This window comes from Enterobacter sp. PL_is379, from assembly GCF_055817355.1.
Genome location: NZ_JBVPGT010000033.1, coordinates 206187 through 218197, shown reverse-complemented (window position 1 = coordinate 218197; position 12011 = coordinate 206187). Strand labels below are relative to the sequence as shown.

Sequence of the window (12011 nt, the reverse complement as noted above, 5' to 3'; positions counted from 1 at the left end):
CTTCGTAGGCCGGGTAAGGCGAAGCCGCCACCCGGCAAAGCAACCTTAACGACGGTTGCCGAAAATACGCAGCAGCATCAGGAACAGGTTGATGAAGTCCAGATACAGCGTTAGCGCGCCCAGGATCGCGTATTTGCGCAGGTTTGAACTGTCGCGCACGTCAATCTGCTCGCCGATGTTTTTCAGCTTCTGGGTGTCATACGCCGTCAATCCAACGAAGATCACCACCCCGATGTAGGTCACGGCCCACATCAGCGCTTCGCTCTTCAGCCACAGGTTCACCAGCGACGCCAGCACAATCCCGATCAGCCCCATAAACAGCATACTGCCGAAGCCGCTCAGATCGCGCTTCGTGGTGTAACCGTACAGGCTCATCGCACCGAACATCCCGCCGGTGACCACGAAGGTGCTGGCAATGGATGAGTAGGTGTAAACGATAAAGATGCTGGAAAGCGTCAGCCCCGTTAGTGCCGAATAGAGCATAAACAGGGTCGTTGCCATGCCGGCACTCAGCTTTTGCACCAGACCGGAAAGCACAAACACCAGCGCCAGCTGCGCGATAATCAGCCCAAAGAAGGTGATCTTACTGGAGAAGATAAACATCATCAGCTCCGGCGTGTTCGCCGCATACCACGCGATAAACGCGGTAAGCAGCAGGCCAACCGTCATCCAGCCGTACACCTGAGCCATATACGTCTGCAGGCCGCTACGGGTCTGCTGTACTATTGAATCGGAACGCGGAAATCGGTCCATGATTCACTCCTGATTAAGATTAAGTAGACACACACGTTAAGATTAACACATCCACGTAAACCGACTACCAACGGCTGGCGGCTTGTTTATCGCTGTCGCGAGATTCTACCCAGCGATCGCCTTCCGGCGTGGCTTCGCGCTTCCAGAACGGCGCTCTGGTTTTGAGGTAATCCATAATGAACTCCCCTGCCGCAAACGCGCTGCCGCGGTGCGCGCTGGTCACTCCAACGAAGACAATCTCCTCGCCAGGCCACATCTCGCCGATGCGGTGAATTACCGTGATGCGGCCGAGCGGCCAGCGGCCCCGCGCCTCCTCCACAATCTCCGCCAGCGACTTCTCCGTCATCCCCGGATAGTGCTCCAGCGTCAGCGCCTTCACGCTGTCGCCGAGGTTGTGGTTGCGCACCTTGCCAGTAAAGGTCACGACCGCGCCGTCTTCATCGCGTTCCGCCAGCCAGCTGTATTCGGTCCCCACGTTAAAACGCCCGGGGCTCACCAGAATTCGGGTGTCAGCCATCTTAGCCCCCCGTTACCGGCGGGAAGAAGGCCACTTCATCCCCTTCGGCCAGCGGGTGGGTGAATTCCACCAGCGTCTGGTTAACGGCGGCCAGCAGCTTGCCTTCGTCCAGCGCCAGCGCCCAGCGGTCGCTTTGTGCCGCCAGATGCGCGCGCAGGGCAGCAACGTTTTCAAAAGACGCATCCAGCGTCAGGCTGTCGGTATTCACCAGCTCGCGCACCTGCGCAAAAAAGAGCACCTTAATCATGGCTGTCCACCTTAAAATCACCGGATTTTCCGCCGCTTTTTGCCAGCAGGCGAACCGGGCCAATCACCATGTCTTTCTGCACCGCTTTGCACATGTCGTAGATGGTCAGCGCGGCAACGGAGGCCGCCGTCAGGGCTTCCATCTCCACGCCGGTTTTGCCGGTTAAGCGGCAGAGTGACTCAATGCGCACGCGGCTCTGCTCCGGCTGCGCCTGCAGGTTCACCTCCACCTTGCTCAGCATCAGCGGATGGCACAGCGGGATGAGATCCCAGGTGCGCTTGGCGGCCTGAATCCCCGCGATGCGGGCGGTGGCAAAGACATCACCCTTGTGATGGCTGCCGTCGATGATCATCGCCAGCGTCTCCGGCAGCATGGTGACGAACGCTTCGGCGCGCGCCTCGCGCACCGTTTCGGCTTTGGCGGAGACGTCCACCATATGCGCTTCACCGGCGGCGTTAATGTGGGTCAGTTGTGACATAGCTTATTTCTTTAAATGGGGATGGAAATTACACGGACGGGTACGGGCGTCCAGCTGCGGGGCGATGATGTTTTCCCACGCGGTGCGGCAGGCTTTGGTCGAACCCGGCATGGCGAAAATCAGCGTTTTGTTAGCCACCCCGGCAACGGCGCGCGACTGCAGCGTGGAGGTACCAATCTCTTCAAAGGAGAGCATGCGGAACACCTCGCCGAAGCCTTCCACCTCGCGGTCGAACAGCGGGATCAGCGCTTCAGGCGCCTGATCGCCTGCGGTAAAGCCGGTGCCGCCGGTGATCAGTACCACCTGCACCTCATCGCTGGCGATCCACTGAGAGACCTGCGCGCGAATGGCGTAGCGGTTCTCCTTCACGATCGCTTTATCGACGATGCGATGCCCCGCGTCATGGGCCGCCTCGCGCAGCCAGTGGCCGGAGGTATCATCCTCTTCGCCACGGCGGTCGGAAACGGTAAGGATAGCAATGCGTGTCGGGATAAATTCTGCGCTTACCTGACTCATTTTCTGTTCCTTCTTAAGCCTGATTACCCGCCGATGTAGGACAGGTTCTGAGTAATGCCGGTATTGCCCTGATGCAGGAAGTGGGTCTGTTTTTTATGCGTCAGCGCTTCAGAAATGCGTGCTTCAAGCGCGTCCTGCTGCGCATCGTCTTCCAGCAGATCGCGAAGATCTACGCCGCCGTCACCAAACAGGCACAGATGGAGCTTGCCCACGGAGGAGACGCGCAGGCGGTTGCAGCTGGCGCAGAAATCTTTCTCGTAAGGCATGATAAGCCCGATCTCGCCTTCGTAATCAGGATGGCAGAAGACCTGCGCCGGGCCGTCGCTGCGCTGGCGGATCTGGTGGATCCAGCCGCGTTTTAGCAGCGCGTCGCGCAGCACCATGCCGGAGATGTGATGGCGGCGGAACAGCTCGCTGCCCTCGCCGGTTTCCATCAGCTCAATAAAACGCAGCTGAATGGGGCGGGATTTAATCCACGCCAGGAAGGTATCGAGCTGGTGATGGTTTACATCACGCATCAGCACCGTGTTGACTTTGACTTTTTCGAAGCCGGCCGCAAATGCCGCATCGATACCGTCCATGACCTGCTGGAATTTATCCTGGCCGGTAATGGCGTGGAACTGGCGGGCGTCCAGACTATCGACGCTGACGTTAATCGCCGTCAGCCCCGCATCGCGCCAGGTCGCCACGTCGCGCGCCATGCGGTAACCGTTGGTGGTCACCGCAATCTGGCGGATACGTTCGTTTTCACGTACCGCGGCAATGATGTCGGGGAAATCGCGGCGCAGCGAGGGTTCACCGCCGGTAAGGCGCACTTTTTCGGTGCCGAGCTCAGAGAAGGCGCGCGTGACGCGGCGCACTTCATCCACGGAGAGAAAGCCGTTATTGGTGACGCTGCCCGGTTTGTAGCCATCGGGCAGGCAGTAGGTGCAACGGAAGTTGCACACATCGGTAATCGACAGACGTAAGTAATAAAACTTACGCGCGAAAGCATCAGTAAGTTGTGAAGCCATGTACACCTTTCCAGATCGGGAGGCACAGTCATTTCTTTCTGTACCCTGGTGGCAAATTCGCCACGGCCAGAGCGCCATATCTTTCGACACAGGCGCAAGGGCTAGAGTGTATGTTTTCAATTTTGAAAACGTGGTTAGGGCGATAGTAGCGCGGAAATTCTGACGGCGCCATTATCGCTTTTCGCTATATAATTAAGTATATAGCGAGTCATTCGTCCATTTTCGCTACAGAATACCTAAAAACCGCATTTTCACATTGATATACGTCATTTTGCATCGGGTGAGGCATCGTCTTTTAGGGGTAGTTAGGTTACTGTTACGCGATCGAACGTGATAAGGAATACGTATGCGCAATCGCACTTTTGCGGATCTTGACCGAGTGGTCGCTCTTGGCGGAGGACACGGCTTAGGCCGGGTTATGTCCTCTTTGTCGTCACTGGGCTCAAGGCTGACAGGGATAGTGACCACCACCGATAACGGCGGCTCAACCGGGCGCATTCGTCGTGCCGAAGGCGGCATTGCCTGGGGAGATATGCGCAACTGCCTGAACCAGTTAATTACCGAGCCGAGCGTCGCGTCGGCGATGTTTGAGTACCGTTTTGGCGGTAATGGCGAACTTTCCGGGCATAACCTCGGAAATCTGATGTTAAAGGCGCTGGATCACCTGAGCGTACGGCCTCTCGAAGCCATCAATCTGATCCGTAATCTGCTCAAAGTGGACGCATTCCTGATCCCCATGTCTGAACAACCGGTTGACTTGATGGCTATCGACGCCGAAGGGCATGAAGTTTACGGCGAGGTGAATATTGACCAGCTCCTTCTGCCGCCAACGGAGTTGATGACCTATCCGAGCGTGCCCGCCACGCGTGAAGCGGTAGAGGCAATCGGGGAAGCGGATCTTATCCTGATCGGTCCAGGCAGTTTTTATACCAGCCTGATGCCCATTCTGCTGGTGAAAGAGCTGGCGCAGGCGCTGCGCCGCACCCCGGCGCCGATGGTTTACATCGGTAATCTGGGACGTGAACTGAGCCCGGCGGCGGCGAGCCTGTCGCTGGCGGACAAGCTTGAATTAATGGAGCATTACGTCGGCAAGAAAATCATTGACGGCGTAGTCGTGGGACCAAAAGTGGATGTGTCAGGGATTGGCGATCGTCTGGTGGTGCAGGAGCCACTGGAGGCCTCAGACATCAAGTATCGCCACGACCGTCACCTGCTGCGCGAGGCGCTGGAGAAGGCGATTCAGGCGCTGGGTTAGGTTCGTTTTTTGCGGCCTGATGCCCTCACCCCGGCCCTCTCCCACGGGGAGAGGGAGAAACACGCTGCTTTAACCTATGATGCCGCGATAAACAGATCCCGCAGCTGATGAAGCTGGTCGCGGATCTGCGCCGCCTCTTCGAACTCCAGGTTCTGCGCGTGCTGCATCATCTGCCCTTCCAGCTCGTGGATTTTCTGCTGCAGCGCTTTCGGCGTCAGCACGACGGTATCTTCTTCCACCACTGAACGCGCCTTGCCGCGGCCTTTCGCTTTGGTTTTGGCAATGTTCTGACCCAGCGCCAGAATATCCACCACCTTCTTGTTCAGACCCTGCGGCGTAATGCCGTGTTCTTCGTTGTAGCGCTGCTGTTTCTCGCGGCGGCGTTCCGTCTCACCAATCGCTTTCGCCATCGACGGGGTAATTTTGTCACCGTACAGAATCGCTTTCCCGTTGACGTTACGCGCGGCGCGGCCAATTGTCTGAATCAGCGAACGCTCGGAACGCAGGAAGCCCTCTTTGTCCGCATCCAGAATCGCCACCAGCGAGACCTCCGGCATATCGAGACCTTCTCGCAGCAGGTTAATCCCCACCAGCACGTCAAACTCGCCCAGACGCAGGTCGCGGATAATTTCCATGCGCTCCACGGTATCGATATCCGAGTGCAGATAACGCACCTTCTCGCCGTGCTCTTCGAGATACTCGGTCAGGTCTTCCGCCATACGCTTGGTGAGCGTGGTCACCAGCACGCGCTCGTTGATGGCGGAACGGGCGCGAATTTCCGAGAGCAGATCGTCCACCTGGGTGGCCACCGGACGAACTTCAATAATCGGGTCGAGCAGACCCGTTGGACGCACAACCTGATCGACAACGTCTTCACCGGATTTCTCCAGCTCGTAGTTGCCCGGCGTGGCCGAGACGTAGATGGTTTGCGGCGCGAGCGCCTCATACTCTTCAAACTTCATCGGACGGTTATCCAGCGCCGACGGCAGGCGGAATCCGTACTCCACCAGCGTCTCTTTACGCGCCCGGTCGCCGCGGTACATCCCGCCGATCTGCGGGATCGTAACGTGGGATTCGTCGATCACCAGCAAACCGTCTGCCGGAAGGTAGTCAAACAGCGTCGGCGGCGGCTCGCCCGGCCCGCGCCCGGAGAGGAAGCGGGAGTAGTTTTCGATGCCGGAGCAGTAGCCCAGCTCGTTCATCATCTCAAGGTCAAACTGGGTGCGCTGGCTCAGGCGCTGCTCCTCCAGCAGCTTATTGTTGGCCAGCAGCACCTTACGGCGCTCGGCCAGCTCCACTTTGATCTCTTCCATCGCCTGCACGATACGCTCGCGCGGCGTCACGTAGTGCGTTTTCGGGTAGATGGTGAAGCGCTGGATCACCGACTCAACGTGTCCGGTCAGCGGGTCGAAGAGCGACAGGCGTTCAACCTCTTCGTCGAACAGCTCGACGCGCAGCGCCATATCGTCCGATTCCGCCGGGAAGATGTCGATCACCTCACCGCGTACGCGGAAGGTGCCGCGCTGGAACGCCTGATCGTTACGGGCATACTGCAGCTCCGCCAGACGACGGACGATGGCGCGCTGGTCGATGATCATCCCCTGCGTCAGGTGCAGCATCATCTTGAGATAGAGATCCGGATCGCCGAGACCGTAGATCGCGGAAACCGATGCGACAACGACCACATCGCGACGCTCCAGAAGCGCCTTAGTGGCCGACAGACGCATCTGCTCGATGTGTTCGTTCACCGAGGCATCTTTCTCAATGAAGGTGTCAGAGCTCGGTACATAGGCTTCAGGCTGGTAGTAATCGTAGTAGGAGACGAAATACTCCACGGCGTTTTCCGGGAAGAACTCTTTCATCTCGCCGTAAAGCTGTGCGGCCAGGGTTTTATTGGGTGCCAGCACCATCGTGGGGCGCTGGAGATCCGCAATCACGTTGGCGATAGTGAACGTTTTACCCGAGCCGGTTACCCCCAGCAGCGTCTGGTGCGCCAGCCCATCTTCCAGCCCTTCTTCCAGACGACGGATCGCCTCAGGCTGATCGCCAGATGGACGGAAAGCAGAATTCAATTTGAACGGTTTACTCATGGGCGACAACCTGATGACGTTATAAGCGGCAGGTGAGTAATTTTACTCCTTGTTGCCAGGAATGCCAGTAAAAAACACTGGATGAAAAACCAGTAGCATGTCAGGATATTTAGAGTAGCGCCTGAATGATTAGCGCGATAGCGACCAAAATTTGGACTGTGACAATATAAAACACCAGTCAGGTCAGGTTATCCCCAGAACTTTTTCTTTTTTAACATTTGTCAAGCCAGGTAATGATAGTTTTGTGGCAACGAGTGACACTTTCATGACGGGAATTGCTTTTATCTAAGCAATTAAATAATAAACGATATTTTCTAAAGCCGCGTTTCGCGTCAATTTGGGCGTAAGCCGCGTCTTCTCTCGCTTATCGCGTGTTTTCTAACTCTAATGCACATGGTTATCCACAGGAATAGTGGATAACTGCTTCCAGCCCATGCAGACTGGCGCTCGGCAAATTCCCGGATTTTCCCACGAGACGGCGGTAAAAAATTTTTATAGCTATTTTTTGCTGATTAACAGTTGCGTCATTCATAACCAACCGATGCGATCTTGCTCACATTTTCAGCATTTCGGGTTCTGCACCACAACTCAACACCGCCAGCACCGTCGATGTGCAATCCCGTTTTTTCTCACCCCCTCTCCGGTGACTTATTCCTAAAAAAGCCGGTTTTTTAAACGCTTTTCGGTTTCTGGCAGGGGTTTTGCAGATTCAAACCCGAGCCTCACCTACACACATTTTTAAGGAGAGAAAGATGTTGAGTCTGCGTGCTGTGAATCAGTTTTACGGAAGCCAACATACGCTATGGAACGTGAATTTGGATTTTCCGCAAGGGATGTGTACAGGCGTCGTTGGCCTGCCGGGAATGGGGAAAACCACCCTCATGAATTGCATCGCCGGGAGAGTGCCCGTCGAAAGCGGTAGCATCATCTGGCATGAGGCAGGCGCGCCGCCGCGCGATTTGCTTAACCTGCCGCCAGAACAGCGTTCAGGAACGGAGATAGGCTATGTCCCGCAGGACAGGCGGATCTTCTCCCAGTTAACGATTGAGGAGAATCTGCATATCGCCATGCGGGCGATGGGGAAACCCAACCCTGAAGCGAAAAATGACGTTTACGACCTGTTTCCAGCGCTCTACGCATTGCGACAGACCCGCGCCAACACGCTCTCTCCGGACGACCAGTACCAGCTGGCGCTGGCTAATGCGCTGGTGAACCGTCCTCACCTGCTGATCCTCGATGAGCCCCTGCACGGCGCAGGACACAGCTTCGCTCAGAAGCTGGGGCAGCTGCTGGCGCGCTTAAACCGGGAGTTAGGTATGACGGTGCTGTTAGCGGAGCAGCAGCTGTCGTTTATCCGCCGGGTTGCGGACCGTTTCTGTATGCTCTATCGCGGGCGTAACGTGGCGCAGGGCCACGTTAACGAACTGGATGACGAGCTTATCGCGCACTGGATGTCGCGGGAAGCAAGACGCTGAGATCGAGATAACGCCCGGTTTCGGCATTTTCCGCGCCGTCAGCAAGCCAGGGAATTTCTCCGAGGCACGGGGCGGGAAGAACGCGCCTGAGCGTCGCCAGATACTCCTGGTGTCGTTTCCCCGGCGCAACCACGTCGTTGGCTATCCAGCCCGCCAGACGCAGCCCGGCCTGCCGTATGGCCTGCGCGGTCAGCATGGCGTGATTGATGCAGCCCAGCTTAACGCCGACGACCAGAATGACCGGAAGCTGCTCGGCCTGCACCCAGTCAGCAAACGTCTGCGTGTCCGAAAGCGGCGTAAACCAGCCTCCAGCCCCTTCCACCAGCACCCAGTCGGCCTGGCTTTCCAGCGCCCGTAACCCGGCTGAAAGCAGGGCGAAATCAATCGGACGACCTTCGTCAGCGCTGATGATGTGCGGCGAGGTCGGCTCGGCAAAGGTGTACGGATTGACCGCTGAATAGGCGAGTTCACGCGTGCTGTTACGCTGGAGCGCCAGCGCGTCGGTGTTGCGTAACCCTTCCGCCGTCATCTCGCTGCCGGAAGCAACGGGCTTATATCCGACGGTGTTTTTTCCGAGCTTTCGTGCCGCCTGCAGCAGCGCAGAGCTGGCCACCGTTTTGCCCACTTCCGTATCCGTTCCGGTGACAAAATAACGTTCAGTCACGTTCGATAATCCCATGAAAAAGTTGATAAGAGAGCGGGAAATAACCCCGCTGCTGAGGCCAGGCCAGCTCCAGCCGCTGCAGCTGTCCGCGGGTGAGTGGTTTTTTCTCCCGTCCGGTATGCAGGTGCGTGGCGCCGATGCCCTTCAGCGAACGCATGGCGCTGAACGCATCGCTAAAATTGAGCGTGATGGTCTGCACCGTGCTGCGGTAGCGCCAGCCTGTCAGCGCCTGCGTCACCTGCTCATGCGATAAAAAACGGTTAGCGTGCGGCTGCTCATCCACCGCTTTCCACGCCTGATTCAGCTCCGGCAGCGAACTCTCCAGCAAGGTGGTAAAGGCCACCTTCCCGCCCGGTCGCGCCACGCGATAAAGCTCGCGCAAGGCCTGCGGCAGGCTGCTGCACCACTGGACCGCCAGATGGCTCCAGACCAGATCGAACTGCGCATCCGCCAGCGGGATCGCCTCGATATCGGCCAGCAGATAGCGATCTGCCGCCTGCCGCTGGCGTGCCTCTTCCAGCATCTGGGCTGAGAGATCGATAGCCGTCACCTGGCTTCCTGCCCCGCGCCAGTAGCGGCTGTTGCTGCCCGGACCACAGCCGGCGTCGAGTACCTGCGGAAAACGACTCTCGCCAAGCGCGGTCAGAAGCCCCTGCGCGCTCAGACGCTGCAGCTCATCGTGCTGCGAATAGCTCTGCGCGGCGCGACCAAATGCCGCCGCGATGGCCTGCTTATTCACCGGCAACATGGAGCGCCTCCAGCAACGTCTCAATATCCTGTCGTTCATGCGCCGCCGTCAGGGTTAAGCGCAGCCGCGCGGTACCTGGCGGGACCGTTGGCGGGCGGATGGCGGTCACCCACATGCCGCGCTGGCGCAGCGCCTGTGCCAGCGCCAGCGCGCGGGCATTTTCACCGACAATCACCGGCTGGATAGCGCTCTGCGAATCGGGACTGCGGAAGGGCAGCGCCTCAAGTCCCTGACGGAAGCGAGCGATATGCTCTGCCAGACGCTGGCGACGTTCATCCCCTTCTGCGCTGCGGATCACCGCCAGCGATGCAGACAGCGCCACGGCCTGCGCCGGGGGCATGCTGGTGCTATAGATTAGGTGTCGGGCAAACTGCAGCAGATAGTCGGCGACGGATTCGCTGCACAGCACGGCGGCGCCGCTGACGCCAAAACCTTTGCCGAAGGTGACAATCAGCAGTTCCGGCTTCACGTTTTGCTGATACGCGCTCCCGCGCCCTTCGTCGCCCATTACGCCAATGCCGTGGGCATCGTCCACCAGCAGCCAGGCGTTTTGCCGTTTGGCGGTATCGTGCAGCGCGGCAAGCGGCGCGCTGTCGCCGTCCATGCTGAATACCCCTTCCGTGACCGCCAGCTGTTGTCCGTCGCAGGGTTTATCCAGCAGCGCAGCAAGCTGTCCCGCATCGTTATGAGCAAAGCGGCGCAGCTGCGCCGGGCTTAAATGTGCCGCCTCCAGCAGGGAGGCGTGACTTAAGCGGTCGGCGACAATGCGGTCCTCTTTTTCCATCAGGGCCGTAATCACCGCCTGGTTGGCGGCAAAACCGGAGATAAACAGCAGCGCGCGCGGGTAGCCGAGCCAGTCAGCCAGTTCCTCTTCCAGCGCATGATGCGCTGTGGTGTATCCGCTGACGTGTCCCGAGCCGCCGCTGCCCACGCCAAACCGCTCAGCGCCCTGCTGCCAGGCGCGGATAATGGCCGGATGCTGGCTCAGCCCGAGATAGTCGTTGCTGGAGAAATTGCAGAACCTCTGGCCTTCACGGGTAAGAAAACGGCCCGCGCCGTTTTCCACCACCCTGCGAACGCGAAATGCCTCTGCCGCCCGACGGTCGTCAAGCGCAGAGTTGATACGTGCCTGCCAGGTCATACGGCTGCCGCGTTGTAGAACTGGTCGGTGTCGGCGTTGAAAATCTGCTGCTCCAGCTGCTGCTGTTGCTCGTTATCGCCCGTCAGCACCTCGGTCTGATGCGGGTTAAGCCCCAGCTTGCGGAACAGCTGAACGTCTTTGTCTTCTTCCGGGTTCGGCGTGGTCAGCAGCTTGCAGCCGTAGAAGATAGAGTTGGCTCCGGCCATAAAGCACATGGCCTGGGTCTGCTCGTTCATCTGCTCGCGACCGGCAGAGAGGCGCACGAAAGAGGTCGGCATCATGATGCGCGCCACCGCGATGGTGCGAATAAAATCAAACGCATCCACATCGTCGTTGTCCGCCAGCGGCGTGCCCTTGACCTTCACCAGCATGTTGATCGGCACGCTTTCCGGCGGGGTCGGCAGGTTCGCCAGCTGCAGCAGCAGGCCCGCACGGTCTTTCACGGTTTCGCCTAAGCCCACGATGCCGCCGGAGCAGACCTTGATCCCCGCGTCACGCACTTTATCCAGCGTATCCAGACGCTCCTGGTAGGTACGCGTGGTGATGATGTTGCCGTAAAACTCCGGCGAGGTGTCGAGGTTGTGGTTGTAATAGTCCAGCCCCGCCGCCGAAAGGCGCTGCGCCTGCTCGTCGTTCAGCGTGCCGAGCGTCATACAGGCCTCTAGGCCCATCTCCTTCACGCCTTTTACCATCTGCTCCAGGTAAGGCATGTCGCGATCGTGCGGGTTCTTCCACGCCGCGCCCATGCAGAAGCGGGTCGAGCCGGCGTTTTTCGCCTTGCGCGCCGAGTCGAGTACCTGCTCCACTTCCATCAGCCGTTCGGATTCCAGGCCGGTTTTGTAGCGCGCGCTCTGCGGGCAATATTTGCAGTCTTCAGGGCAGGCACCGGTTTTGATCGACAGCAGCGTGCTGACCTGAACATGGCGAGGATCGAAGTGCTGACGATGCACCTGTTGGGCTTCGAACATCAGCTCAAGGAAAGGTTTATTGAATAATTCAGTAACTTGCGACATCGTCCAGCGTGCGTGGTGAGCCATGGGGCTTCTCCAAAGGGTTTTGTTAATTTTCGGTTCGGTTTATACTCGTAAACCTAAAACTTTTCAAAATGGTTTAC

General features: G+C 58.3%; 13 protein-coding genes and 1 riboswitch. Of the genes, 2 read left to right on the top strand and 11 right to left on the bottom strand.

Annotation, left to right across the window (positions count from 1 at the left end):
- Positions 1-45: 45 nt before the first annotated feature.
- The 6 genes from AC0TOY_RS22400 to moaA all read right to left on the bottom strand — a co-directional run bounded on the left by AC0TOY_RS22400 (position 46) and on the right by moaA (position 3524).
- A complete protein-coding gene (locus AC0TOY_RS22400) occupies positions 46-753 on the bottom strand; it encodes a Bax inhibitor-1/YccA family protein (protein WP_024908758.1) in 708 nt (235 codons plus the stop codon).
- Between the two features lie 64 nt (positions 754-817).
- A complete protein-coding gene (moaE, locus tag AC0TOY_RS22395) occupies positions 818-1270 on the bottom strand; it encodes a molybdopterin synthase catalytic subunit MoaE (protein ID WP_024908759.1) in 453 nt (150 codons plus the stop codon).
- 1 nt (position 1271) lies between these two features.
- Entirely contained in the window at positions 1272-1517 is a 246-nt protein-coding gene (gene moaD / locus AC0TOY_RS22390) for a molybdopterin synthase sulfur carrier subunit (RefSeq protein WP_032649449.1), read from the bottom strand.
- A complete protein-coding gene (gene moaC, locus AC0TOY_RS22385) occupies positions 1510-1995 on the bottom strand; it encodes a cyclic pyranopterin monophosphate synthase MoaC (RefSeq protein WP_023292962.1) in 486 nt (161 codons plus the stop codon). The genes moaD and moaC overlap by 8 nt, the downstream gene beginning before the upstream one ends.
- Before the next feature lie 3 nt (positions 1996-1998).
- A complete protein-coding gene (moaB, locus tag AC0TOY_RS22380) occupies positions 1999-2511 on the bottom strand; it encodes a molybdenum cofactor biosynthesis protein B (RefSeq protein WP_473722578.1) in 513 nt (170 codons plus the stop codon).
- Positions 2512-2534: 23 nt separating this feature from the next.
- On the bottom strand, positions 2535-3524 hold the full coding sequence (gene moaA, locus AC0TOY_RS22375; RefSeq protein ID WP_248273154.1) for a GTP 3',8-cyclase MoaA: 990 nt from the start codon (positions 3522-3524) through the stop codon (positions 2535-2537).
- Positions 3512-3645, bottom strand: a riboswitch (molybdenum cofactor riboswitch). Its footprint overlaps the gene before it by 13 nt.
- A gap of 225 nt (positions 3646-3870) precedes the next feature.
- On the opposite strand from moaA, the gene yvcK reads away from it, so the two are divergent.
- Positions 3871-4779, top strand: a complete 909-nt coding sequence (yvcK, locus tag AC0TOY_RS22370; RefSeq protein ID WP_048992088.1) for a uridine diphosphate-N-acetylglucosamine-binding protein YvcK — start codon at positions 3871-3873, stop codon at positions 4777-4779.
- Between the two features lie 74 nt (positions 4780-4853).
- On the opposite strand, the gene uvrB is transcribed toward yvcK, so the two are convergent.
- Positions 4854-6869 carry an excinuclease ABC subunit UvrB gene (gene uvrB / locus AC0TOY_RS22365; RefSeq protein ID WP_473722577.1) on the bottom strand — a complete coding sequence of 672 codons (2016 nt, stop codon included), beginning with the start codon at positions 6867-6869 and terminating at the stop codon, positions 4854-4856.
- A gap of 752 nt (positions 6870-7621) precedes the next feature.
- Between uvrB and AC0TOY_RS22360 the strand changes: the two genes are divergently transcribed.
- The gene (locus AC0TOY_RS22360; RefSeq protein ID WP_463726947.1) at positions 7622-8344 is read left to right on the top strand and encodes an ABC transporter ATP-binding protein; all 723 of its coding nucleotides are present in this window, start codon (positions 7622-7624) and stop codon (positions 8342-8344) included.
- Here AC0TOY_RS22360 and bioD read toward each other — a convergent pair.
- Genes bioD through bioB form a run of 4 tightly spaced genes read right to left on the bottom strand, consistent with a single transcriptional unit; the run spans position 8307 to position 11934 of the window.
- The gene (gene bioD, locus AC0TOY_RS22355) at positions 8307-9008 is read right to left on the bottom strand and encodes a dethiobiotin synthase (RefSeq protein WP_473722576.1); all 702 of its coding nucleotides are present in this window, start codon (positions 9006-9008) and stop codon (positions 8307-8309) included. The genes AC0TOY_RS22360 and bioD overlap by 38 nt on opposite strands.
- Complete coding sequence (gene bioC / locus AC0TOY_RS22350; protein ID WP_463726948.1) at positions 9001-9756, bottom strand: malonyl-ACP O-methyltransferase BioC; 756 nt, start codon at positions 9754-9756, stop codon at positions 9001-9003. Before bioC ends, bioD begins: the two co-directional genes overlap by 8 nt.
- Positions 9740-10897 carry an 8-amino-7-oxononanoate synthase gene (gene bioF, locus AC0TOY_RS22345; protein ID WP_473722574.1) on the bottom strand — a complete coding sequence of 386 codons (1158 nt, stop codon included), beginning with the start codon at positions 10895-10897 and terminating at the stop codon, positions 9740-9742. The genes bioC and bioF overlap by 17 nt, the downstream gene beginning before the upstream one ends.
- Positions 10894-11934, bottom strand: coding sequence for a biotin synthase BioB (gene bioB / locus AC0TOY_RS22340; protein ID WP_032641628.1), 1041 nt, complete (start codon positions 11932-11934; stop codon positions 10894-10896). The genes bioF and bioB overlap by 4 nt, the downstream gene beginning before the upstream one ends.
- Positions 11935-12011 lie beyond the last annotated feature (77 nt).